This window comes from Streptomyces acidiscabies (genome assembly GCF_020010905.1).
Lineage (GTDB): Bacteria > Actinomycetota > Actinomycetes > Streptomycetales > Streptomycetaceae > Streptomyces > Streptomyces acidiscabies.
In genome coordinates, this window is the sequence record NZ_JAGJBY010000002.1 from 2,130,266 (window position 1) to 2,155,134 (window position 24,869).

The 24,869-nt window shown below is 69.3% G+C and carries 20 protein-coding genes; 12 read left to right on the plus strand and 8 right to left on the minus strand.

The window, feature by feature from the left end; genetic code table 11:
• Positions 1-105 precede the first annotated feature (105 nt).
• The 5 genes from J8M50_RS36365 to J8M50_RS36385 all read left to right on the plus strand — a co-directional run bounded on the left by J8M50_RS36365 (position 106) and on the right by J8M50_RS36385 (position 7,441).
• Positions 106-1,227, plus strand: coding sequence for a sugar ABC transporter substrate-binding protein (locus J8M50_RS36365; RefSeq protein WP_010353147.1), 1,122 nt, complete (start codon positions 106-108; stop codon positions 1,225-1,227).
• A 294-nt stretch (positions 1,228-1,521) separates the two neighbouring features.
• Positions 1,522-2,313 (plus strand): ATP-binding cassette domain-containing protein, encoded by a 792-nt coding sequence (locus J8M50_RS36370; protein ID WP_075661054.1) that lies wholly within the window; start codon positions 1,522-1,524, stop codon positions 2,311-2,313.
• A gap of 89 nt (positions 2,314-2,402) precedes the next feature.
• Entirely contained in the window at positions 2,403-3,698 is a 1,296-nt protein-coding gene (locus J8M50_RS36375) for a sugar ABC transporter permease (RefSeq protein WP_029183776.1), read from the plus strand.
• Positions 3,699-3,892: 194 nt separating this feature from the next.
• A complete protein-coding gene (gene dxs, locus J8M50_RS36380; protein WP_010353150.1) occupies positions 3,893-5,818 on the plus strand; it encodes a 1-deoxy-D-xylulose-5-phosphate synthase in 1,926 nt (641 codons plus the stop codon).
• 126 nt (positions 5,819-5,944) lie between these two features.
• On the plus strand, positions 5,945-7,441 hold the full coding sequence (locus J8M50_RS36385) for an amino acid permease (RefSeq protein WP_010353152.1): 1,497 nt from the start codon (positions 5,945-5,947) through the stop codon (positions 7,439-7,441).
• A 40-nt stretch (positions 7,442-7,481) separates the two neighbouring features.
• On the opposite strand, the gene J8M50_RS36390 is transcribed toward J8M50_RS36385, so the two are convergent.
• Complete coding sequence (locus tag J8M50_RS36390; protein WP_010353153.1) at positions 7,482-7,892, minus strand: winged helix-turn-helix transcriptional regulator; 411 nt, start codon at positions 7,890-7,892, stop codon at positions 7,482-7,484.
• A gap of 118 nt (positions 7,893-8,010) precedes the next feature.
• On the opposite strand from J8M50_RS36390, the gene J8M50_RS36395 reads away from it, so the two are divergent.
• From J8M50_RS36395 to J8M50_RS36410, 4 genes are all read left to right on the plus strand, one after another.
• Entirely contained in the window at positions 8,011-8,727 is a 717-nt protein-coding gene (locus J8M50_RS36395; RefSeq protein ID WP_010353154.1) for a DsbA family oxidoreductase, read from the plus strand.
• Between the two features lie 51 nt (positions 8,728-8,778).
• Positions 8,779-9,423: an FMN-dependent NADH-azoreductase gene (locus tag J8M50_RS36400; protein WP_010353155.1), complete on the plus strand. Its 645-nt coding sequence runs from the start codon at positions 8,779-8,781 to the stop codon at positions 9,421-9,423.
• A 36-nt stretch (positions 9,424-9,459) separates the two neighbouring features.
• Positions 9,460-10,125, plus strand: coding sequence for an NAD(P)-dependent oxidoreductase (locus tag J8M50_RS36405; RefSeq protein ID WP_029183778.1), 666 nt, complete (start codon positions 9,460-9,462; stop codon positions 10,123-10,125).
• A gap of 90 nt (positions 10,126-10,215) precedes the next feature.
• A complete protein-coding gene (locus J8M50_RS36410) occupies positions 10,216-11,151 on the plus strand; it encodes a dioxygenase family protein (RefSeq protein WP_010353157.1) in 936 nt (311 codons plus the stop codon).
• A 71-nt stretch (positions 11,152-11,222) separates the two neighbouring features.
• Here J8M50_RS36410 and J8M50_RS36415 read toward each other — a convergent pair whose 3' ends face one another.
• From J8M50_RS36415 to J8M50_RS36430, 4 genes are all read right to left on the minus strand, one after another.
• Positions 11,223-13,361, minus strand: coding sequence for a 3-hydroxyacyl-CoA dehydrogenase NAD-binding domain-containing protein (locus tag J8M50_RS36415; protein ID WP_010353158.1), 2,139 nt, complete (start codon positions 13,359-13,361; stop codon positions 11,223-11,225).
• The gene (locus J8M50_RS36420; protein WP_010353159.1) at positions 13,358-14,575 is read right to left on the minus strand and encodes a thiolase family protein; all 1,218 of its coding nucleotides are present in this window, start codon (positions 14,573-14,575) and stop codon (positions 13,358-13,360) included. Before J8M50_RS36420 ends, J8M50_RS36415 begins: the two co-directional genes overlap by 4 nt.
• A 258-nt stretch (positions 14,576-14,833) precedes the next feature.
• Positions 14,834-15,859 (minus strand): LacI family DNA-binding transcriptional regulator, encoded by a 1,026-nt coding sequence (locus J8M50_RS36425; protein ID WP_010353160.1) that lies wholly within the window; start codon positions 15,857-15,859, stop codon positions 14,834-14,836.
• On the minus strand, positions 15,856-18,243 hold the full coding sequence (locus J8M50_RS36430) for a glycoside hydrolase family 2 protein (protein WP_010353161.1): 2,388 nt from the start codon (positions 18,241-18,243) through the stop codon (positions 15,856-15,858). The genes J8M50_RS36425 and J8M50_RS36430 overlap by 4 nt, the downstream gene beginning before the upstream one ends.
• Before the next feature lie 153 nt (positions 18,244-18,396).
• Here J8M50_RS36430 and J8M50_RS36435 point away from each other — a divergent pair, with 153 nt between their 5' ends.
• The 3 genes from J8M50_RS36435 to J8M50_RS36445 are packed head-to-tail and all read left to right on the plus strand — an operon-like array spanning position 18,397 to position 21,487.
• Entirely contained in the window at positions 18,397-19,710 is a 1,314-nt protein-coding gene (locus J8M50_RS36435; protein WP_010353162.1) for an ABC transporter substrate-binding protein, read from the plus strand.
• Complete coding sequence (locus J8M50_RS36440) at positions 19,710-20,660, plus strand: carbohydrate ABC transporter permease (RefSeq protein WP_010353163.1); 951 nt, start codon at positions 19,710-19,712, stop codon at positions 20,658-20,660. The genes J8M50_RS36435 and J8M50_RS36440 overlap by 1 nt, the downstream gene beginning before the upstream one ends.
• On the plus strand, positions 20,657-21,487 hold the full coding sequence (locus tag J8M50_RS36445) for a carbohydrate ABC transporter permease (RefSeq protein WP_010353164.1): 831 nt from the start codon (positions 20,657-20,659) through the stop codon (positions 21,485-21,487). The genes J8M50_RS36440 and J8M50_RS36445 overlap by 4 nt, the downstream gene beginning before the upstream one ends.
• A gap of 125 nt (positions 21,488-21,612) precedes the next feature.
• Here J8M50_RS36445 and J8M50_RS36450 read toward each other — a convergent pair whose 3' ends face one another.
• From J8M50_RS36450 to J8M50_RS36460, 3 genes are all read right to left on the minus strand, one after another.
• Positions 21,613-22,902: an HRDC domain-containing protein gene (locus J8M50_RS36450; RefSeq protein WP_075661050.1), complete on the minus strand. Its 1,290-nt coding sequence runs from the start codon at positions 22,900-22,902 to the stop codon at positions 21,613-21,615.
• Between the two features lie 306 nt (positions 22,903-23,208).
• On the minus strand, positions 23,209-23,871 hold the full coding sequence (locus tag J8M50_RS36455; RefSeq protein WP_010353166.1) for a response regulator transcription factor: 663 nt from the start codon (positions 23,869-23,871) through the stop codon (positions 23,209-23,211).
• Positions 23,872-24,151: 280 nt separating this feature from the next.
• Positions 24,152-24,805, minus strand: coding sequence for a DUF3000 domain-containing protein (locus J8M50_RS36460; protein WP_075692712.1), 654 nt, complete (start codon positions 24,803-24,805; stop codon positions 24,152-24,154).
• Positions 24,806-24,869 lie beyond the last annotated feature (64 nt).

Consider the following 24,869-nt stretch of genomic DNA (forward strand, 5'->3'; position numbering starts at 1 on the left):
TTGCCATCTCGTTAAGTATTTACTTCTTGACGCCGAACGTACGGCCGAGTTGACTTCCAGCCACCTCGGCCGCAGCGTTGCGGCCCTGTCAGGGAGGCAACCCCAATGAACGCAACGATGCGTAGAGCCGCCATCGGCGCCACCGCCGTCTCCATGGCGATCGTGCTGGCCGCGTGCGGCAAGGCCGGAGACGACAAGGACAGCGGCGGCAGCGACGCGTCCTCCGCCGGCACCAACTCCGGCGGCGGTGGCAAGTCCATCGGTCTGCTCCTTCCCGACACCGTGACCGCGCGGTACGAGAAGTTCGACAAGCCGTACTTCGAGGAGAAGGTCAAGGCGCTCTGCGCCGACTGCAAGGTCGAGTACGCGAACGCGGCGGCCAGCGCCGCCACGCAGGCGCAGCAGGTCAGCACCATGATCACCAAGGGCGTCAAGGTGATCGTGGTCTCCGCCCAGGACTCCGCCGCGATCAAGTCCTCCATCCAGGCCGCGGTCGCCAAGGGCGTCAAGGTCGTCGCGTACGACCGCCTCGCCCAGGGGCCGGTCTCCGGCTACGTCTCCTTCGACAACGTCAAGGTCGGCGAGCTTCAGGGCCAGGCGCTGCTCTCCGCGCTCGGCGCGAAGGCCACCAAGGCGTCCAAGATCGTCATGATCAACGGTGACGACGCCGACCCGAACGCTGCCGAGTTCAAGAAGGGCGCGCACCAGGCCCTCGACGGCAAGGTCGACATCGCCTACGAGCAGTCGGGTCTGTGGAAGGACACCGTCGCCGCGGAGAAGGTGTCCGCCGCGATCACGCAGCTCGGCGCGAAGAACATCGCCGGCGTCTACGCCGCCAACGACGGCATGGCCGGCGGTATCGCCAACACCCTCAAGGGCGCGGGCATCAGCGGTATCCCGCTGACCGGCCAGGACGCCGAGCTCGCGGGCATCCAGCGCATCGTCGCCGGTACGCAGTCCTCCACCGTCTACAAGGCGTTCCGGCCCGAGGCCGACGCCGCCGCGACGATGGCGGTCGACCTGCTCAACGGCAAGGACATCTCCTCCCTCGCCACCACCACGCTCACCAGCAAGTCCGGCGACAAGGTGCCCTCCCAGCTGCTGACCCCGGTCTCCGTGACCAAGGCCAACATCAAGGACACCGTCATCAAGGACGGCCTCTACACCGCCGCCGAGATCTGCACCGGCGAGTTCGCGGCCCCCTGCAAGGCCGCCGGGCTCCAGTAGGCGCCAGGGGTGAGGGGAAGGGCGCGAGGGTGCCGCAGAGGGCACCCTCGGCCCCGTACCCCTTGTGAGGCCCCTCACCCGGCCCCTGCTCCCCAAGGCTCGTCCGGCGTCCGTCCCACCTCTACGTCCCGCTACCGGGACGGACGCCGGACGGATCAGGGGTGCGCGCCGCCGTTGCCAAGTGCGGCGGCCACGCGCATGTTCATCTTGTAAACCTTGTGCGCCCACCCGCGCACACACCTCCGCGTCCGTTCAGTGCCGGCGCGGCATCCCGCCGGTCAGGCGGCGAAGGAGATGGTTCACGTGTCCGCTACGCCCGTGCTGGCGTTGCGCGGAGTCTCCAAGCGATTCGGTGCGGTCCAGGCCCTCACCGACGTCGATCTGGAGGTCCACGCCGGAGAAGTGGTCGCCCTGGTCGGCGACAACGGCGCAGGAAAATCCACGCTGGTCAAGACGATCGCCGGGGTCCACCCGATCGACGAGGGCGTCATCGAGTGGGAGGGCAGCGCGGTCAGCATCAACAAGCCGCAGGACGCCCAAGGCCTCGGTGTCGCGACCGTCTACCAGGACCTCGCGCTGTGCGACAACCTCGACGTCGTCGGCAACCTCTACCTCGGCCGCGAGCTGCTGCGCCGCGGCACCATCGACGAGGTCTCGATGGAGAAGAACGCGCGCGAGCTGCTCTCGACGCTCTCCATCCGCATCCCGAGCGTCCGCATCCCGATCGCGAGCCTCTCCGGCGGCCAGCGCCAGGTCGTCGCGATCGCCCGCGCCCTCATCGGCGACCCCAAGGTCGTCATCCTGGACGAGCCGACCGCGGCTCTCGGCGTCGAGCAGACCGCGCAGGTCCTCGACCTCGTCGAGCGGCTGCGCGAGCGCGGCCTCGGCGTCATCCTCATCAGCCACAACATGGCGGACGTCAAGGCGGTCGCCGACACCGTCCACGTGCTGCGCCTGGGCAAGAACAACGGCTCCTTCCCGGTGAAGGACACCAGCCACGAAGAGATCATCGCCGCGATCACGGGTGCCACGGACAACGCCGTGACCCGCCGTGCCGGGCGTCGCACCACGGAGGCGGCGAAGTGAGCGACACGCCGAAGGACACGCAGGTCGAGAAGACCGCGAAGGCCGCCGAAGCCGAGCAGGCCGAGGCCGAGAAGACCGCGAAGGCCGAGGTGACCAAGGCCGCCACGGCCCAGGACACCGTCGCCCCCGCCGACGACCCGACCGCGGCGCCGGTCACCGTCGTCGACCCCCGCCTCCTCGTCCGCGAGGAAGGCTTCAAGGGCTACTGGACGGAGTTCCAGCGCAAGGTCAAGGGCGGTGAGCTGGGGTCGATCCCGGTCGTCCTCGGCCTGATCGTCATCTGGACGATCTTCCAGGTGAAGAACGACCGCTTCCTGAGCGCCGACAACCTCTCCGACATCAGCTACTTCCTCTCGGCCACCGGCATGCTCGCCATTGGCCTGGTGTTCGTGCTGCTGCTCGGCGAGATCGACCTGTCCGTCGGCTCGGTCAGCGGACTCGCCTCGACGGTGTTCGCGGTGTTCGTGGTGAACCACTCCATGAACCCGTGGTTCTCGCTGTTCCTGACGATCCTCACCGGCGCCGCGATCGGCGCGCTGCACGGCTGGTTCTTCGCGAAGATCGGCGTCCCCGCGTTCGTCGTCACCCTGGCCGGCTTCCTCGGCTGGAACGGCCTGATGCTGTGGCTGCTGGGCTCCAGCGGCACGATCAACCTCCCGTCGGACTCCGGCCCCGTGCACATCCTGGGCAAGAGCTCCTTCTTCATGGACCAGCAGATCATCGGCGCCTACCTGCTGGCCGGGCTCGCCGTCGTGCTCTCCCTGATCGGCAACTTCGGTGAGCAGCGCCGCCGCAAGGAGGCGGGCGTCCCGTTCCGTCCGACCATCGAGATCCTGATCCGCGTCGGCCTGCTGGCCATCGCCGCGTTCGTCGCGGCGGCCGTCCTGAACAGCGCGAACGGCGTCTCCAACGCGCTGGTGATCTTCCTCGCGTCCCTGGTGGTCGTGGACTTCGTGCTGCGTCGTACGACGTACGGCCGCAAGGTCTTCGCGGTCGGCGGCGGCATCGAGGCGGCTCGCCGCGCCGGTATCAGCGTGCCCATGATCCGCATCAGCGTCTTCGCCATCTCCGGCGGGTTCGCGGCGGTCGGCGGCATGTTCTTCGCGGGCCAGACGGCGTCCGCGACGCTGAACGCGGGTGGCGGCAACACGCTGATGCTGGCGATCGCCGCCGCGGTCATCGGTGGTACGTCGCTCTTCGGCGGCCGGGGCACGGTGTGGTCCGCGCTGCTGGGCATGCTGGTCATCCAGTCGATCCAGACGGGGCTGTACCTGCTCAACATGGACACGTCGATCCAGTACATGATCACCGGTGGCGTGCTGCTGGGCGCCGTGGTCATCGACTCGGTGTCCCGCAGGAGCCAGAAGGCCGCCGGCCGAGGCTGAGCATTTTTTGAGGACAAGGTGCCCGGCACTCGAAAATGAGTGCCGGGCACAGCCATGTCATAGGTTCACCGGATGATGGGTACGGCCGAACGAGTGACGTACGACGCACGGCCCGAAGTCCGGCCACCGGGACGGAACATTAGACTCGTCAAGCCCGGTAACAGCTCGAACAGCTCTACTGCAAGGAGGCACGGGTGCCGCTGCTGACCCGCATCACGGGACCGCGCGATCTGGACCGGCTCAGCCCGGAGGAGCTGGACCAGCTTGCCGGGGAGATCCGGACCTTCCTCGTCGAAGCCGTCTCCAAGACCGGCGGCCACCTCGGCCCGAACCTCGGCGTGGTCGAGCTGACCATCGCCCTGCACCGCGTGTTCGAGTCCCCCAGGGACAAGGTGCTGTGGGACACCGGTCACCAGTCCTACGTGCACAAGCTCCTCACCGGCCGCCAGGACTTCTCGAAGCTCAAACAGAAGGGCGGCCTCTCCGGCTACCCCGCGCAGGGCGAGTCCGAGCACGACGTCATCGAGAACAGTCACGCCTCCACGGTCCTCGGCTGGGCCGACGGCATCGCCAAGGGCAACGAGATCCTCGGCCGGGACGACAGAGTCGTCGCCGTCATCGGGGACGGCGCCCTGACCGGCGGCATGGCCTGGGAGGCGCTCAACAACATCGCCGACGCGAAGGACCGCCCGCTGGTCATCGTCGTCAACGACAACGAGCGCTCCTACGCGCCCACCATCGGCGGCCTCGCCAACCACCTCGCGACCCTGCGCACCACGGACGGCTACGAGCGCTTCCTGGCGCGCGGCAAGGACCTCCTGGAGCGCACCCCGGTCGTCGGCAAGCCCCTCTTCGACACCCTGCACGGCGCGAAGAAGGGCCTCAAGGACTTCATCGCCCCCCAGGGCATGTTCGAGGACCTCGGCCTGAAGTACCTCGGCCCGATCGACGGCCACGACATCGAGGCCCTGGAGTCGGCCCTGTCGCGCGCCAAGGGCTTCGGCGGACCGGTCATCGTCCACTGCATCACCGAGAAGGGCCGCGGCTACCGGCCCGCCCTCCAGGACGAGGCGGACCGCTTCCACGGCATCGGCCCCATCCACCCCGACACCGGCCTGCCGGTCAAGGCGTCCGGCGCCGACTGGACGTCCGTGTTCGGCGACGAGATGGTGGCGCTCGGCAAGGAGCGCGAGGACATCGTCGCGATCACCGCCGCGATGCTCCAGCCGGTCGGCCTGAAGCGGTTCGCGGAGGAGTTCCCCGACCGCATCTACGACGTCGGCATCGCCGAGCAGCACGGCGCCGTCTCCGCCGCGGGCCTCGCGTACGCGGGCGTGCACCCCGTCTTCGCCGTGTACGCGACGTTCCTGAACCGCGCCTTCGACCAGGTCCTCATGGACGTCGCCCTGCACAAGTGCGGCGTGACGTTCGTCCTGGACCGCGCGGGGGTCACCGGCACCGACGGCGCCTCCCACAACGGCATGTGGGACATGTCGATCCTCCAGGTCGTCCCCGGCCTGCGCCTCGCCGCCCCGCGCGACGCCGACCAGGTCCGCGCGCAGCTGCGCGAGGCCGTCGCCGTCGACGACGCGCCGACCGTCGTGCGCTTCTCCAAGGGCGCCGTCGGCCCCGCCGTACCCGCCGTCGGGCGTGTCGGTGGCATGGACGTGCTGCGCGAGCCCGGGACGGACCGGCCGGACGTCCTGCTGGTGTCCGTGGGCGCGCTCGCGCCGATGTGCCTGGAGATCGCCTCGCTGCTCGACAAGCAGGGGATCACGACGACGGTCGTCGACCCGCGCTGGGTCAAGCCGGTCGACGAGGCGATGGCACCGCTCGCCGAGCGGCACCGGGTCGTCGTCACCGTCGAGGACAACTCGCGCGTCGGCGGCGTCGGTTCGGCGGTCGCGCAGGCGCTGCGGGACGCGGGCGTCGACGTACCTCTGCGTGACTTCGGCATCCCGCCGCGCTTCCTCGACCACGCCTCCCGCGCGGAGGTCATGGCGGAGATCGGCCTGACCGCGCCGGACATCGCGCGCCAGGTCACCGGCCTCGTCTCGAAGCTCGACGGCAGGTACGGCACCGCCGCCGAGGTGGGTTCCGTGGAGCCCGCGCGCGACTGACACGCCTGGATGGGCCGGATTCTTCACTACTTAGGGTGATGGATTCGGCCCATTCGCGTTAACGGAGTGAAAGCCGGGCATACGACCTACGCCCCTCTCGATGATCAGGCGTGGGAGGTCAGACCCGTGACCAGCAGCATCTTCCGGACGAAACAGGTCGAGCAGTCGATCGAGGACACCGAGGAGCCCGAGCACGCCCTCAAGAAGTCCCTGTCGGCCCTCGATCTGACGGTCTTCGGCGTCGGTGTCATCATCGGCACCGGCATCTTCGTCCTGACCGGCACGGTCGCCAAGAACAACGCGGGCCCGGCCACCGCCCTCGCCTTCGTCGTCGCCGGAGTCGTCTGCGCGCTCGCCGCGCTGTGCTACGCCGAGTTCGCGTCCACGGTCCCGGTGGCGGGTTCCGCGTACACGTTCAGCTACGCCTCGCTGGGCGAGCTGCCCGCCTGGATCATCGGCTGGGACCTGGTCCTGGAGTTCGCGCTCGGCACGGCGGTGGTGGCCGTCGGCTGGTCCGGGTACATCGCCTCGCTGCTCGACAACGCGGGCTGGCACCTGCCCGCCGCGCTGAGCGGCCGGGACGGCGCGGACGGCTTCGGCTTCGACATCCTCGCGGCGGCCCTCGTCCTCGTCCTCACGGGCATCCTCGTCCTCGGTACGAAGCTCTCCGCGCGCGTGACGTCGGTCGTCGTCGCCATCAAGGTGACCGTCGTCCTCGTCGTCATCATCGCGGGCGCCTTCTTCATCAAGGGCGACAACTACCACCCCTTCATCCCGAAGTCCCAGCCGGTCGACGCGGGCGGCGACCTCCAGTCCCCCCTGATCCAGCTCATGTTCGGCTGGGCCCCTTCCAACTTCGGCGTGATGGGCATCTTCACGGCCGCCTCGGTCGTCTTCTTCGCCTTCATCGGCTTCGACGTGGTCGCGACAGCCGCCGAGGAGACCAAGAACCCCCAGCGGGACATGCCCCGGGGCATCCTCGGCTCACTGCTGATCTGTACGACGCTGTACGTGGCCGTCTCCGTCGTCGTCACCGGCATGCAGCACTACACGGACCTCTCGGTCACCGCCCCGCTCGCGGACGCCTTCAAGGCCACCGGACACCCCTGGTTCGCGGGGTTCATCAGCTTCGGCGCGGCGGTCGGCCTCACCACGGTCTGCATGATCCTGCTCCTCGGCCAGACCCGCGTCTTCTTCGCGATGAGCCGCGACGGCCTCCTGCCGACGTTCTTCTCCCACGTCCACCCCCGCTACCGCACCCCCCACCGCCCCACGATCCTCCTCGGCGTGATCATCGCGATCGTCGCCGGCTTCACGCCCCTCAGTGAACTCGCCGAACTGGTCAACATCGGCACCCTGTTCGCGTTCGTGGTCGTAGCCATCGGCGTGGTCCTCCTGCGCCGCTCCCGCCCCGACCTGCCGCGCGCCTTCCACACCCCGTGGGTCCCGGTGATCCCGATCCTCTCGGTCGCGGCATCCATGTGGCTGATGCTGAACCTCCCGGCCGAGACGTGGCTGCGGTTCGGGATCTGGATGGCGATCGGGTTCGCGGTGTACTTCCTGTACGGGAGGAAGAACAGCAAGCTGGAGCAGCGGGGTGGGGGAGTGCCGGTCGGCAAGTAGGCGCGCGCGGATGGAGCGTGATCGTTCTCGCGGTTCGCTCTCAGTCGCGTGACGCGCCGTCCGTGGCGCGGGCCCGGTGCGCGCGGATCTCGTCGTGGTGGTCGGCGGCCCAGCCGATCAGGGATGTCACGATCTCGTGGAGGCCGCGCCCCAGCGGGGTGAGGGCGTACTCGACGCGCGGTGGGACCTCCGCGTATGCGGTGCGGGTGATCAGACCGTCCTCCCGGAGCTGGCGGAGCGTGAGGGTGAGCATCCGCTGGGAGATTCCGGGGACCTGGCGCTGTAGGTCGGTGTAGCGCAGCGGGCCGGTCTCCACGACCGCGATGAGGAGCAGGCTCCATTTGTCGCCGACACGGTCGAGGACCTGCCGGATGAACTCCATGTGCTCGGCGGGGATGCGGGCACAGGGCCCCACCGCCGCCGCGCCGACCGAACTGCCGGTGACCTCCATGACGCACATTCCTCTCCGGCACGAACACCGATGTGCCTTTTGTATCGGCTTCCATACTGGCCCATCATGACGCTACGAACAAAACGTAGGAATCAAGCGCAGGCAAGAGAGGCGCGTCATGAAGATCGAGATCTGGGCCGAGGTCACCTGCCCCTGGTGCGGACTGGGCAGCCACCGTCTGGACCGGGCCGTGGAGCGGTTCGAGCACGGCGACGAGGTGGAGGTCGTCCACCACTCGTTCCCGCTGAGCAGCAGCTTCCCCGAGGGGGACACCTTCTCCGTCCGCGAGGCACTGCTCCGCCGGTACGGTATGGGCGGCAGCCAGGCCGAGGCCTCGACCCGGCGGATCGAGCAGCTCGCCGCCGGCGAGGGCCTCAGCCCGTACCAGGTGCTGGACAACAAGGTCGGCAACACCGACCTGGCGCACGAGTTCCTGGCCCACGCCAGCGCCCAGGGCAAGAACCGCGAGGCCTGGGACGCGATCTTCCGGACCTACTTCGGCAAGGCCGAACCGGTGTTCTCCCTGGATGACCTCCTGGGGCTCTCCGACGAACTCGGCCTGGACCGTGAGCAGACCCGCCAGGCCCTCACCGAGCGCCGCTACCGCCGCCACGTCCGCGACGACGCGGCCCGCGCCCAGCGTCTCGGCGCGAGCGGCGCGCCGTTCATCGTCGTCGACGACCGCTACGGGATCCCCGGCGCCCAGGACAGCGACAGCCTCCTTGAGGTGCTGCGCACGGCCTGGGACGACAGCCACCCCCTCACCCTCGCCGACGACGCGGGCGACGCCCCGGTCTGCGGCCCCGACGGCTGCGCCGTACCGGCCCGCGGCTGACCTCCACCGGTCACCCCCGAACCACCCTTGATCGTTTCGAAAGGCTTCGCCATGTCCTACCTGCTGCACATCGACGCGTCCTCGCTGGGTGATGCCTCCGTCTCCCGTCAGGTCGCCCGGTCCTTCCGTGACGCGTGGCAGGGCCCGGTCGTCCACCGCGACCTGGCCGTCTCCCCCGCCCCGCACCTGACCGCGGCGGGCATCACCGCCCGCACCACCGACCCCGCCGAGCACACCCCCGAGCAGGCGAAGGCCGCCGCGGTCCAGGACGAGCTGATCGAGGAGTTCCTCGGCGCCGGCGCCTACCTGTTCACCGTGCCGCTGTACAACCTCACGATGCCGTCCGTGTTCAAGGCATGGCTGGACCAGATCATGGTCGCCGGGCGCACCCTGAGCTTCGACGCAGCCCCTGCCACCCTCGGCCGCCCCGCCACGGTGATCTCCGCACGCGGCGGCGGCTACGGCCCCGGCGCCCCGAAGGAGGGCATGGACCACCTGGTGCCCACGCTGGAAACCGTCCTGGGCCACCCGACCAACCTCGGCCTCGACGTCACCATCGTTCTGCCGGAGCTGACCATGGCCCCGCACGTGCCGATGATGGCTCCGCTGCTGCCGGTGCACGAGGCGTCCATGACCAAGGCGCACGACGAGGCCCGCCGCCTGGGCTCGACCCTGACCGGCCGGTCGGCCGCCTGATCCACCCCTGAACCGCCCGAAAGGCGTTTGATCACCATGAGCAACCTCCTTGTCCTCGGCGGCAGTGGCCGCACCGGCGTCCACGTCCTGGAGCACGCCGTCCGGCGCGGCCACCACGTCCGCGCCCTCGTCCGCAACCCCGACACAGTGCAGGCGCCGGCCGGCGTCGAACTGATCCAGGGCACCCCCGCCGACATCGACGACCTCCGCAAGGCCGCCGAAGGCACCGAGGGGGTGATCGGCGCGCTGAACAACGCCCGCGCCTCCGACAATCCGTGGGCCAAGCCGGTCAGTCCGCCGATGTTCATGACCGACGTCACCCGCAACACGCTCACCGTCATGGGCGAGCAGGGCATCCGCCGCATCGTGCTGACGTCCACGCAGGGCGCGGGCGACGACTGGGCCCGGCTCAATCCGCTGGTCAAGGCGTTCATCAACCGGTCGAACCTCAAGGGGGGCTTCGCGGACCACACCGGCGTCGACCAACTCGTCCGCGCCTCGTCCGGCATCGACTGGACCCTGGCCCGCGCCGTCACCCTCACCGGCAAGCCCCTCAATGGTCCCGTACGGGCCGCCGAGGCCGGCACCGAAAAGCCCGGAGCACGGATCAACCGCGCCGACCTCGCCCAGTTCCTCGTCCAGACGGTCGAGGACGGCACCTGGATCCGCAGAGCCCCCCTCGTCTGGAACGCACGAGGATGACCCACCCCATGATCCACACCCACCCCATGCACAACAGCTGTCCGACCTTAGGCGCGCCGTCCCCCGACGGTGACGCCGGACCGGAGTGACATGACAACGACCGACACCCCCCACACCGACATCGCGTTCGACCAGCGCCTGCGCGTCGTGTTCGACGATCTCCAGAAGACGTTCGGGGACGTGGCGCTCAGGCACGGCATCACGTTCGAGGAGCTGGGCCAGGCCATCACCTACGTGACGAAGCTGGTCGCGTCGGGGGAGTTCCCGCTGGCGGCGATCTCGCTCCTCGGCAACCACCCGATGGAGGTCAGTTACGGCATGGCCTACGCCCACCCGGAGAAGGACGGCGCCTCCACCTGGATCCCGACCGGGCCCGCCTACGTGCCCGGGGCACCGGAGATCGACAACCCCGGCGTGCTGCCGATGGCGCCCGACGAGCCCGGCGAGACCCTGCTCGTCTCCGGCACCGTACGCTCCACCTCGGGCAAGCCGCTGCCCGGCGCGGTCGTCGATCTCTGGCAGACCACCGCCGGCGGCCGGTACGCGGGGCTGACACCCGAGCAGGCAGGACCCCTGGAGGGCCTCGACGTCGTCGACTTCGACCTGCCGAAATACCACCTCCGCGGCAAGATCGTCGCGGATGCCGAGGGCCGCTACGAGTACCGGACCGTCCTGCCGGGCGTGGAGACCGCAGCGGTGCCGGGCAGCCTGTTCGACGGCCTCCTGCTCATGCTGGGACGGGCCAACTCGCGCGCGAGGCACATCCACGCGCACATCACCCACGACGACCACCACATGCTCACCCACCAGATCCACTTCGACGGCGATCCGCTCGTCGACACGGTCAGCGAGGGCGCGATCGCCCGGGAGCTGATCCACAAGACCGAGCTCCACGACGACGCCGAGTGGGAAGCACGCGGTCTGACCGGCCCGTACCGCACCCTCACCTGCGACTACACACTCCGCCCCATCGGCTTCGACGAGGTCAAGGACCCGTACGTCCTCGAAGGCTTCTGGAAACAGTGACCCGGAGCGGCCACACCGAAAGAGGGCCCCCGCGTTCTGCGGAGGCCCTCTCTCGCGTCAAGCGCCGAACGTTACGCCGGGACCGACGCCACCCCGGCGGACAGGAACTTCTTCCCGTTCACCTTCTCGGAGACGCCCTCGCGGTCCAGGTACGGCGTGATGCCGCCCAGGTGGAAGGGCCAGCCGGCGCCGGTGATCAGGCAGAGGTCGATGTCCTGCGCCTCGGCGACGACACCCTCGTCCAGCATGAGGCCGATCTCCTGCGCGACGGCCTCCAGGACACGGGCGCGGACCTGGTCCTCGGAGAGCACGTCGGAGCCCTGCTTGAGGAGCGCGGCGACCTCCGGGTCCAGCTCCGGCTTGAAGCCGTTCTCGGCGGAGTACACGTAGAACCCGCGCTTGCCCGCCTCGACGACCGCCTTGAGGTTGGGCGAGACGGTGAAGCGGTCCGGGAAGGCCCGGTTCAGGGTCTCGGAGACGTGCAGACCGATCGCGGGACCGACCAGCTCCAGCAGCACCAGCGGCGACATCGGCAGACCGAGCGGCTCGACGGCCTTCTCGGCGACCTCGACGGACGTGCCCTCGTCGATGACGTTCTGCACCTCGCCCATGAACCGGGTCAGGATGCGGTTGACGACGAACGCCGGGGCGTCCTTCACCAGTACGGCCGTCTTCTTCAGCTTCTTGGCCACCGCGAACGCCGTCGCGAGCGAGGCGTCGTCCGTCTGCTCGCCGCGCACGATCTCCAGCAGCGGCAGGATCGCGACCGGGTTGAAGAAGTGGAAGCCGACGACCCGCTCGGGGTGCTTCAGCTTCGACGCCATCTCGGACACCGACAGCGAGGAGGTGTTGGTCGCGAGGATCGCGTGCGCCGGGGCGACCGCCTCGACCTCGGCGAACACCTGCTGCTTGACGCCGATCTCCTCGAACACGGCCTCAATGATGAAGTCGGCGTCGGAGAAGCCCTCGGCCTTGTCGAGCACGCCACTGACCAGGGCCTTGAGACGGTTCGCCTTGTCCTGGTTGATCCGGCCCTTGCCGAGCAGCTTGTCGATCTCGGCGTGGACGTAGCCCACCCCCTTGTCGACCCGCTCCTGGTCGATGTCGGTCAGCACGACCGGCACCTCAAGGCGGCGCAGGAACAGCAGCGCGAGCTGCGAGGCCATCAGACCGGCGCCGACGACACCGACCTTGGTGACCGGACGCGCCAGCGACTTGTCCGGAGCGCCGGCGGGCCGCTTGCCGCGCTTCTGCACCAGGTTGAACGCGTAGATCCCGGCGCGCAGCTCGCCGCCCATGATCAGGTCGGCGAGCGCCTTGTCCTCGGCGTCGTACCCGGCCTGGAGGTCGCCGTCCTTCGCGGCGGCGACGATGTCCAGCGCGCGGTAGGCGGCCGGGGCCGCGCCGTGCACCTTGGAGTCGGCGACGAGCCGGCCCTTGGCGACGGCCTGGTCCCACGCCTCGCCGCGGTCGACGACGGGACGCTCGACCTTGACGTCACCCTTGAGCACCCGAGCGGTCCAGATCAGCGACTGCTCCAGGAAGTCCGCGCCCTCGAAGAGCGCGTCCGCGATCCCGAGGTCGAAGACCTGCTGGCCCTTGAGCTGCTTGTTCTGGTTGAGGCTGTTCTCGATGATCACCGAGACGGCCTTCTCGGCGCCGATCAGGTTCGGCAGCAGCGTGCAGCCGCCCCAGCCGGGCACCAGGCCGAGGAAGACCTCGGGCAGCGAGAACGCCGGGATCGCCTTGGAGACCGTGCGGTACTCGCAGTGCAGACCGACCTCGACGCCACCGCCCATCGCGGCGCCGTTGTAGTACGCGAACGTCGGTACGGCGAGACCCGCGATCCGCTTGAAGACGTCGTGGCCGCCCTTGCCGATGGCGTGGGCGTGGTCCCACTCCTTCAGCAGCTCGACGCCCTTGAGGTCGGCGCCGACCGCGAAGATGAACGGCTTGCCGGTGATGCCGACGCCGACGATCTCACCGGCCGCGGCCTCCGCCTCGACCTGGTCCAGCGCCGCGTCCAGCTTCGCCAGCGAGGCCGGGCCGAAGGTGGTCGGCTTGGTGTGGTCCAGGCCGTTGTCCAGCGTGATCAGCGCGAAGCGGCCCGCGCCGAAGGGGAGGTCGAGGTGGCGTACGTGCGCCGACGTCACGACCTCGTCGGGGAACAGCTCGGCCGCGCCCTTCAACAGCTCGGTGGTGGTGCTCACTTGTCCCCCTCGAAGTGCGGGTTCTCCCAGATGACCGTCGCGCCCATGCCGAAGCCGACGCACATCGTCGTCAGGCCGTAGCGGACGTGCGGCTGGTCCTCGAACTGCCGGGCGAGCTGCGTCATCAGACGCACGCCGGAGGAGGCCAGCGGGTGACCGAAGGCGATCGCGCCGCCGTACTGGTTGACGCGCTCGTCGTCGTCCGCGATGCCGTAGTGGTCGAGGAAGGCGAGCACCTGGACGGCGAACGCCTCGTTGATCTCGAACAGGCCGATGTCCTCGATGGACAGACCCGCCTGCGCGAGCGCCTTCTCCGTGGCCGGGATCGGGCCGTAGCCCATGACCTCCGGCTCCACACCCACGAACGAGTAGGAGACGAGGCGCATCTTGACCGGGAGGTTGTTCTCGCGGGCGAAGTCCTCGGACGCGATCAGGGAGGCCGTCGCGCCGTCGTTCAGGCCCGCCGCGTTACCGGCGGTGACCCGGCCGTGGACGCGGAAGGGGGTCTTCAGGCCGGAGAGGTTCTCCAGCGTCGTCCCCGGGCGCATCGGCTCGTCGGCGGTGACCAGGCCCCAGCCCGTCTCGCCCGCCTCAGGGCTCGTACGGCGTACGGAGATCGGGACCAGGTCGGCCTGGATCTTGCCGTCCGCGTACGCCTTGGCGGCCTTCTCCTGGGAGCGCACCGCGTACTCGTCCGCGCGCAGCTTGGTGATCTGCGGGTAGCGGTCGTGCAGGTTCTCGGCGGTCATGCCCATGAACAGCGCGGACTCGTCGACCAGCTTCTCGCTGACGAACCGCGGGTTCGGGTCGACGCCCTCGCCCATGGGGTGGCGGCCCATGTGCTCGACGCCACCGGCTACGGCGATGTCGTACGCGCCGAACGCGACCGAGCCGGCGACCGTCGTGACGGCCGTCAGGGCGCCCGCGCACATGCGGTCGATCGAGTAGCCGGGGACCGACTGCGGCAGGCCGGCGAGGATGCCCGCCGTACGGCCGATGGTCAGGCCCTGGTCGCCGATCTGCGTGGTCGCCGCGATCGCGACCTCGTCGATCTTCGCGGGGTCCAGACCGGGGTTGCGGCGCAGCAGCTCCCGGATCGCCTTCACGACCAGGTCGTCGGCCCGGGTCTCGTGATAGATGCCCTTCGGGCCCGCCTTGCCGAACGGGGTACGGACGCCGTCGACGAAGACGACATCCCTGACGGTACGAGGCACGATGGCTCCTCCAGGTGCGGGGATGGCACTGCTGCGACGCGCCACCCTCCGCTGATCGCTGAGCGGGCGCTCAGCCCCCATGCTACTTATCAGTAACGTGACTGCCCAGTCCCGGGGGTAGGAGCGGCGAAGGTCACACCGGGAACTTTTTCTGCCGGGCGAGGATGACGCCGTTAAGGGGCGCGGGGCTGTGCTTATATGCGGCTCCGCCGCGCGGGCGCGACCAGCCACGACGGCGCAGCAGCCCGATACGGCGAATCACCGAGGCGGCGCTGTCGATCCCCGAGGCGTCAGCACTGGAGTAGCAACCGGATGCGACCCCGTCTCTTCCCCCAGAATCACCCCGAACAACGTCCGAGCCACGTCTGCCCCGAACCCATGCACGTCATGACTCATCGCCGACAACCTGGGATGCGTCAACCGACACAACTGCGAGTCGTCCCACGCCAGCAACGACACATCGTCCGGCACCCGCACCCCCATCTCCTGAGCCACCGACAATCCGGCCACAGCCATGATGTCGTTGTCGTAGACGATGGCCGTAGGCCGGTCGGCAGAGGTCAGCATCGCCCGAGTAGCCCGCGCCCCCGCCTCCCCGGAGTAATCCGTCACCACCTGCCAAGCCCCGCCCAGCGCCAACTCCCGCGCCGCAGAGTCGAACGCCTCCCCCCGAGTCGCCGTATGCCCCAACTCCGCCGCACCCCCCACCCGAGCGATCCGCCGATGCCCGAGCGCCGCGAGATACCGCACAGCCTCCCGCATCGCAGCCGCATCGTCGGTCCATACGGCCGTGAGCGAACCGGCCAACGAGGGATGCCCCACGGCCACCACCGGCATCCCCAGCCGCTCGGCGACGGCGACCCGCGGATCGTCCGCACGGAAGTCGACGAGAATCGCCCCTCCGATCTGCCGCCCCCGCCACCACGACTCCAGGAGCCCGGCCTCCTCCTCGGGCGACTTCACGAGCCGCAGCAGCAGCGAGCAGGAGTGCTCGATCAGCACGCTCTCCACCCCGGACACGAACTCCATGTAGAACGGCTCAAGTCCCAGCATCCGCGCGGGCCGGCAGATCGAGAGCCCCACGACGTCCACCCGCGCCCCCGCGAGCGACCGGGCCGTCGGACTCGGCGCCCACCCCAACTCCCGCGCGGCGGCGAAGATCCGGTCCCGCGTCGCCTCGGACAACCCCGGCTTGTGGTTGAACGCGAGCGACACGGCCCCCTTCGAGACGCCCGCACGCGCGGCGACGTCCTTGATGGTGACGCGGGGACTGGTACTCGTCATCGAGCGGGCTCCTGGCAGTACAGCGCGGATCGTGCGGCGGCGGCGTCGGGACTCTCCCACCCGCTCACCCCCATCGTCACCCGCTCACCCGGCAGCAAGGTCACCAGCCCCCGGTCGGCGCGCACTTGGGGCCCCAGCCGGTCCGCCTGGAACAGCAGATCCCGTACGAGGGTGAGCGCGGTCACGGTCACCGAACCCGGCGCGACCTCGACCTCGAACTCGGGCCGGGGATACGGGATTTCACGGTCGGTGGCGGGAAACCAGAGTGCGCGCAACGGAGTTGAGGTGGTACTCGTGACGTCCGCCACGATGAACTCCTTCACCCCGTCCGGCACCAACTCCCGCTCCACCGCCACCTCCCCAACCATCCTTCTCCCCACGGCGATCGGCACCTCGGCCTGCGCGACCACCACCCCGTCCACCGTCATCCGCCGCAGCGACAGCACCCCGCCCCACTCCCCGCCCCCCTGATTCACGCACGCCAACACCAGCCGCCCGCCCCGGAGTTGAAACGTCGGCAACCGGTCCGCGTACAGTCGCCGCAGCTCGTGGTAGAGCGGCTTCTCCCGCCCGTCCCCGTCGACCGCCGCCCAACTCGTCACCGGCCAGCAGTCGTTGAGCTGCCACACGACCGTCCCCGCACACACCGGCCAGTGCGACCGCCAGTGCTCGACCCCGGCGGCGACCGCCCGCGCCTGGTTGACCTGCGTCAGATAGTGCCACCGGTCGAAGTCCCCGCCGGGCAGGGCGAAATGGTGCGCGAGCCCCCGCTCCAGCTTCCCGTTCCCGTCGTCGGCCTTCTGGTGGTGCAGCACCCCGGGCGAGTCCGGCGCCAGCTCCTCACCCGGCAGGGCGCGCCGCAGCGTCGCGTACGCGGGCGGCGCCTGCCACCCGAACTCGGCGACGAAGCGCGGGACTTGGTCGAGGTACGCGGAGTAGTCCAGCCGGTTCCACACGTCCCACGAGTGGTGCGTGCCGTGCGCCGGGTCGTTCGGGTGACGGTCCCAGGACCCGGACCAGGGGCTGCCCGCCGTATAGGGCCGCGTCGGGTCCAACTCCGCGACCACACGCGGCAGTACGCCCAGGTAGTACCCCTCGCCCCAGGAGTCCGAGCCCAGCGGCTCCTCCCACCCCCAGTCCCGGAACCCCCACAGGTTTTCGTTGTTGCCGTTCCACAGCACGAGCGAGGGGTGCGGCATGAGCCGGACGACGTTCTCCCGCGCCTCCGCCTCGACCTCGCCCCGCAGCGGCTGTTCCTCGGGGTAGGCGGCGCACGCGAAGGGGAAGTCCTGCCAGACCAGGAGCCCCAACTCGTCGCAGGCGTCGTAGAATTCGTGGCTCTCGTAGATCCCGCCGCCCCAGATCCTGACGAGGTCCACGCCCGCGTCGGCGGCCTGCCGGAGCCGCTTCCGGTAGCGCTCGCGGGTGACGCGGGACGGGAACACGTCGTCCGGGATCCAGTTCACGCCCCGCGCGAAGAGCCGCTCACCGTTGACGGCCAGCGTGAAGCCGGTGCCGTGGTCGTCGGGGGACGTGTCCAGCTCGACGGTGCGGAAACCGACCCGGCGCCGCCACCCGTCCAGCGCCTCGGCGCCGTGCAGCAACGTCAACTCCACGTCGTACAGCGGCTGTTCACCGTACCCGCGCGGCCACCACAGCGCGATGTCCGGCACGGTGAGGCGGACGGTGCCGCTCGTGCCGTCGATCGCGCCGCGCACCCGGACGCCGCCCACCTCGGCCTCGACCGACAGGGCCGCCTCGACGCGGGCGCGCTCGACCTCGACGTACAACTCCACGACGCCCACGCCCTGTTCGACGGTCACCAGGGGCCGCACCCGGGAGATGCGGGCGGTCGCCCAGCGCTCCAGGCGGGCCGGGCGCCAGATGCCCGCCGTCACCAGCGTCGGGCCCCAGTCCCAGCCGAAGGAGCAGGCCATCTTGCGGATGTACTGGTACGGCTCGGCGTACGCGGCGGGCCGCTCGCCCAACTGCCCCCGCACGGCCTCCGCTTCGGCGTACGCGGAGGCGAAACGGACCGTCAGCCGGCCGCTCAGGCCGGTCACGTCGAAGCGGTACGAGCGGTGCATGTTCCGTACCCGGCCCAGGAGTTGATCGTCGATCAGGATCTCGGCGGCCGTGTCGAGGCCCTCGAAGACGAGGTCGGTCTGCTCGTGCCCGTTCGGCTCCGCGACGAGATCGCGCTCGTAGGTCCACTCCCGCCGCCCGACCCACGCGACCTCGGTCTCGTTGCGCCCCAGGAACGGATCCGGGATCACCCCGGCGGCCAGCAGATCCGTGTGCACGCAGCCCGGCACCACCGCCGGGAGCGCCTCGCCGTCGTGCCGCAGGGTCCAGCCGTCGTGCAGCGGTGCGACCTGAAGCATGCGCTCTCCCTAAACCGGTCCACCTCAAGGGAGGACGACGAGGTTCACATCCTTGGCGGGAATGGGACTTTACCGGTTGAGAAAGCGCTGTCAGAGTGCCGAATCAGCCAACCCGCACGTGCTCTTCCGTCCCACTGAACGGAGTCGATGCACATGAACCGCCGTACCGTCCTGGCCGTGGCCGTGGGAGCCGCTCTCCTCGCCGCGGGCTGCACCTCCACCGGGGGCACCTCGAAGGGCGCCGACGCCGAGGCCCCCGCCGACCCCGCCAAGGTCTCCGGCACCATCACCGTCCTCACCCAGCGAACCGACCTGGTGCAGAACGGGAGAATGAAGGAGTACGCGGCAGAGTTCAACAAGACGTACCCGAAGGTGAAGGTCGAGTTCCAGGCGCTCACCAACTACGAGTCCGAAGTCAAGATCCGCATGAACACGGAGAACTACGGCGACGTCCTGATGATCCCCGGCGTCATCAAGAAGTCCGACTACCCGAAGTTCTTCGCCTCCCTCGGCACCGCCGAGGACCGCGCCAAGAAGTTCCGCTTCACCGGCTTCACCGCCGTCGACGGCAAGGTCTACGGCCAGACCCCCATCGGCGTGATGCCCGGCTTCGTCTACAACAAGCGGATCTGGCGCGAGGCCGGCGTCACCGACTGGCCCACCACACCCGCCGCGTTCCTCACCGCCCTCAAGGCGATCAAGGACAAGACCGACGCGACGCCGTACTACACGAACTTCGCCGCCCAGTGGACGCTCACCTCCTGGACGTACGTCAACGGCGCCGTCCACTGCGACCCCGGCGCCACCGCGAAGCTCGCCTCGGGCGATCCCTGGGCCGAGGGCTCCGACCTGCGCGTCGGCGACACCCTGCTCTACGACATCGTCAAGCAGGGCCTCGCCGAGAAGGACCCGGCGACCAGCAACTGGGAGCTGTCCAAACCCCAGTTGGCCAAGGGCCAGATCGCCACGCAGTGGCTCGGCACCTGGGCCATCGTCCAGTTCCAGGACGCCGCGAAACAGGCCGGCGTGAACCCCGACGACATCGGCTTCATGCCGTTCCCCGCGCAGACCGGCGGGAAGTTCTGCTCCACCGTCAGCCCCGACTACAACCAGGCCGTCAACGTCCACTCGAAGCACAAGGAGGCCGCGCGCGCCTGGATCGACTGGTTCACCGAGAAGTCCGGCTACGACAAGGACAACCTCGCGATCTCCCCGCTCCAGAACGCGCCCCTGCCCGCCGTCCTCAAGCCGTACGAGGACGCCGGCGTCAAGCTCATCGAACTCGACGACACCCAGGGCGCCAAGGTCAAGCTGATCGACAACGAGTCCGAGGTCGGCATCTACGCGCCCGACTACCGCCTCGACCTCGTCGACCTCGCACGCGGCGCCCGCAAGGGGAACCTCGACGACTTCCTCGGCGACCTCGGCAAGAAGTGGACGGCGGCCGAGAAGAACGTGGGGTCCTGATGGCCGGCACCACACAGCAGGCGGCGGCGCCTCGGCGGGGGGTGAAGGACACCGTGCCGGTACCGGCGCCGCCTCCGCGCCGCGCGCGCCTCCTGCGCGGGCTCACGCCCTGGCTGTTCCTGCTCGCGCCGCTCGCCCTGCTGATCACCTTCACGTACGTCCCGATCGTCAACATGATCGGCTACAGCTTCACCGACTGGGACGGCGTCAGCCCCGGCCTGCACTACACCGGCACCGAGAACTACCGCGAACTCGCCACCCGGCCCGACCTGTTCGAGGTGTTCTTCGTCAGCGGCTACTACCTCGCCGCGTCCGTCGTCCAGATCGTCGCCGCGCTCTATTTCGCGACGGTCCTCAGCTTCAACATCCGGTTCCGGAATTTCTTCAAGGGAATCCTCTTCTTCCCCTACCTCATCAATGGCGTCGCCATCGGATTCGTCTTCCTGTACTTCTTCCAGGACGGCGGCACCCTCGACTCCGTCCTCGCCCTCGCCGGAATCCACACGGACCACGCGTGGCTCGGCACGCCGGTCTCCGCGAACGTCTCCCTATCGGGCGTCTCCGTCTGGCGCTACCTGGGCCTGAATTTCGTCCTGTTCCTGGGCGCGATCCAGTCCATTCCCGGCGAGCTGTACGAGGCTTCGGAACTCGACGGCGCCAACCGCTGGCACCAGTTCCGCTACATCATCGCCCCCGGCATCAAACCGGTGCTGACGCTGACGGTCATCCTCTCCATCTCCGGTTCCCTCGCCGTGTTCGAGGTCCCGTACATCATGACCGGCGGCGCGACCGGCACGGAGACATTCGTGATCCAGACCGTGAAACTGGCCTTCCAGTTCAACAAGACGGGCCTCGCCTCGGCCTGCGCACTGGTTCTCTTGCTGATTGTCCTGGCGGTCACCTGGATTCAGCGCAGACTCGTCCCCGACGACAGGGTGGACCTCACATGACGCGCCGCTCGGTCTCCCGCGCACTGGTCTATCTCTCCCTGATCCTGGCGGCGCTGATCGTCCTGCTCCCCCTCACGGTCGTCTTCCTGACGTCCCTGAAGACGGACGACGAACTGGCGCGCGGCGACCAGGCGTTGACCCTCCCCGACAACTTCCTCAACTTCCACAACTACGTCACGGCGTTCCAGGACGGCCACATGCTGTCGGCCTTCGGTAACACGGCGATCATCCTGCTCTTCTCGATCGCCGGTACGGTCCTGATCGGCTCGATGACGGCATATGCGATAGACCGCTTCACGTTCCGCCTGAGGAAACTGGTCGTAACGCTCTTCCTCCTGGCGGCGCTGGTCCCCGGAGTCACCACCCAGGTGGCCACATTCCAAATAGTCAACGGCTTCGGAATGTTCGACACACTCTGGGCCCCCATCACCCTCTACATGGGCACAGACATAGTCTCGATCTACATCTTCCTGCAATTCGTCCGCTCGATCCCCATCTCCCTGGACGAATCGGCCCGCCTGGACGGAGCGAACGCTTTCACGATCTACCGCCGCATCATCTTCCCACTCCTGAAACCGGCGATAGCGACGGTGGTGATCGTGAAGGGCATCACGGTCTACAACGACTTCTACATCCCGTTCCTGTACATGCCGTCCCAGGACCTGGGAGTAATCTCAACATCCCTGTTCCGCTTCAAGGGCCCATTCAGCGCCCACTGGGAAACGATCTCGGCGGGAGCGATCCTGGTGATCCTCCCGACCTTGATCATTTTTCTGGCGTTGCAGAAGTTCATCTATAACGGCTTCATGCGAGGCGCCACAAGATAAAAGCGCCCCGAAGGGGCGCTTTTACTCAGGGGCGCGGGGCTGTATCGATTTGCGGCTACCGCCGCGCGGGCGCGATCAGCCACGACGAACCCGCAGCCGCCGTGATTCAGGACCCCCCACGGCGGCTAGGCAACATCAACTCCCAGCGCCTCCACCAAGACCGGCGTCACCAACTCGACCTGCCAAGCCCGAGCCCCAAGGGAACCCAGCACCTCCGCCACCCCCTCTGCCTCGGCGGCAGCCGGCGGCTCCCAGCAAACCCGCCGCACCGTATCCGGCGTGATCAGATTCTCCTGAGGCATGTTCAACTCCTCGGCCAGCGCAGAGATCCGCGAACGGGCCGCACTCAACCGAGCCGCAGCGGCAGGATCCTTGTCGGCCCAAGCGCGGGGCGGAGGCGGCCCGGTAACGGGCTGCCCCGGCATAGGCAGCTGAGACTCACTCAGCGCACGCGCCCGATCGACAGCGGCCTGCCACTGATCGAGCTGACGACGCCCCATCCGATGCCCGAACCCGGCCAGAGCCGAGAGGGCATGCACATTGACCGGCACGGCCAAGGCCGCTTCCACGATCGCCGCATCCGCCAGCACCTTCCCGGGCGACACATCCCGCCGCTGGGCGATCCGGTCCCGCGTCTGCCACAGCTCCCGCACGACAGCGAGCTGCCGACGCCGCCGCACCTTGTGCATCCCGGACGTCCGGCGCCAGGGATCCTTGCGCGGCTCAGCAGGCGGCGCAGCCGCGATCGCGGCGAACTCCTCCCGGGCCCACTCCAGCTTCCCCTGCCGGTCGAGCTCCTTCTCCAGCGCGTCCCGCAGGTCGACGAGGAGTTCGACGTCGAGCGCGGCGTACCGCAGCCAGGGTTCGGGCAGCGGACGGGTGGACCAGTCGACGGCGGAGTGCCCCTTCTCCAGCACGTACCCGAGGACGCTCTCGACCATGGCGCCGAGCCCGACCCGGGGGAACCCGGCGAGCCGCCCGGCGAGTTCGGTGTCGAAGAGCCGCGTGGGGATCATGCCTATCTCGCGCAGGCAGGGCAGGTCCTGGGTCGCGGCGTGCAGGACCCACTCCGTGTCGGCGAGGACGTCCCCGAGCGCGGAGAGGTCGGGGCAGGCGACGGGGTCGATGAGCGCGGTCCCGGCTCCGGCGCGGCGCAGCTGGACGAGGTAGGCCCGCTGCCCGTAGCGGTAACCGGAGGCTCGCTCGGCGTCGACGGCGACGGGCCCGCTGCCGCCGGCGAACGCGGCGATCACCTCTGCGAGGGCTTCCTCGTCGGCGACCACGGGCGGAATCCCCTCGCGGGGTTCCAGCAAGGGAGTCGGCGCCCCCGGAGCAGTAGATCCGCCGTCGTCCGGAGGGGCGCCTCCGGTGGTTCGCAGTGAACTGGCTGCTGCGGTTTCTTGGGCGTCGGTCACCTGTCAAGGGTATCCATGCAAGAAGGCCGCCCGCCGACGGAACGTTCCGTCGACGGGCGGGGGAGGGGCGTAAACCGGTCAGCTGTGCGACCCGTGGAGGGTGCGGTGGAGACGACCGGCAGAAACGGTTCCTGCTGCGGTGCGGACGGCCGTACGCACGGCTCCGGCCCGGTCGGGACGGGTCGTGGACGGACGGTTGCGGAGGGGTGTCCGGAGGGTTTGCTTCCGCCTGAATTCTTTGTGTGAAACCAGCCGGAGTCCCTTGTTCCGCATGGATCGCGGGGGGTCAGGGACGATGGACGGGGGTCAGTGGATGATTCCGGTCCGCAGCGCGACCGCGACCATTCCGGCGCGGTCGCCCGTGCCGAGCTTGCGGGCGATGCGGGCGAGGTGGCTCTTGACGGTCAGGGCCGACAGGCCCATCGAGACGCCGATCGCCTTGTTCGACTGGCCCTCGGCGACCAGCCGGAGCACCTCCACCTCGCGGCCGGAGAGCTCGCGGTAGCCGCCCGGGTGGCTCGGGGCACCCGGAGGGCGGCGGTGCATGCGCGCGGCCGAGGCGCCGATGGGAGCGGAGCCGGGCCGGCCGGGCAGGCCGACGCCGGCCCGGGTGCCGGTGACGACGTACCCCTTGACGCCGCCGGCGAGTGCGTTGCGGACGGCGCCGATGTCGTCGGCGGCGGACAGGGCGAGCCCGTTGGGCCAGCCCGCGGCGCGGGTCTCGGAGAGCAGGGTGAGACCGGAGCCGTCGGGGAGGTGGACGTCGGCGACGCAGATGTCGCGGGGGTTGCCGATGCGAGGACGAGCCTCCGCGATGGACGAGGCTTCGATCACGTCGCGGACACCGAGCGCCCAGAGGTGACGGGTGACGGTGGAGCGGACGCGCGGGTCGGCCACGACCACCATCGCGGTGGGCTTGTTCGGGCGGTAGGCGACCAGGCTTGCGGGTTGCTCAAGGAGAACGGACACCGGGCCTCCTGGGTGTGGGGCGGAGCCGGTTCGTGGGGGGCTCGTGAGGACGATGCCGGGACGAACCGTGCTTTTCAAGGTCACAGTCGTCTTCGGCAGCGAACCCGGGGTCCTTTAGAAAATGATCACGATCTAGTGAGCAAGAATCCGTGCAATTCGGACATGCGATCGATCATCCGAAGATCGAGTCGGTTCGCTCGGGTGCGCATGGGTGATGGAAAGTGGCCGTATCGACAAAAGGATGACCAAGATGCGCCCGAACGGGGGAGGCGCGGCTGGATCAGCGTGACTGCGGCCCGCGACGCTGGGGCAGCGTGACCACGGAGGCGTCCCCGGGACCGGCCGGCGGAAGCCCCGCCACCTGCGCCAGGAGGTCGCACCAGGACGCCAGGTGCGCCGCCGCGTCCGGCACTCCGCCCAGGCCCGTACGGGGCGTCCAGGAGGCCCGGATCTCGATCTGCGAGGTCGCCGGACGCTCGGACAGGCCGCCGAAGTAGTGCGACCCCGCGCGCGTGACGGTGCCGCTCGCCTCGCCGTACGTCAGCCCGCGCGCCTGGAGCGCGCCCGTCAGCCACGACCAGCACACGTCCGGCAGCAGCGGGTCCACTGCCATCTCCGGCTCCAGCTCCGCCCGCACCAGCGTCACCAGCCGGAACGCCCCGCGCCACGCGTCGTGGCCCTCGGGGTCGTGCAGCAGGACCAGGCGCCCGTCCGCGAGATCCTGGTCGCCGTCCACGACGGTCGCCTCCAGCGCGTACGCGTACGGCGCGAGCCGTTGCGGCGCCGGTGTCGGCTCCATCTCGATCTGGGGGCGTACGCGCGCCGCCCGCAGTGCCTCCACGGCAGCCAGGAAGGCCGCCGGAGCCTCCCGCTCACCCCCGTTCGCGTCGTCCATCCCCGCGCCGTCCGACAGTCGTCCCTGAGCCGCAGCCATGCGGGGAAGAGTAAGGGGAACGGGACCTTCGCGCAGGGCAAGACACCCGAGCGCACGCTCACGC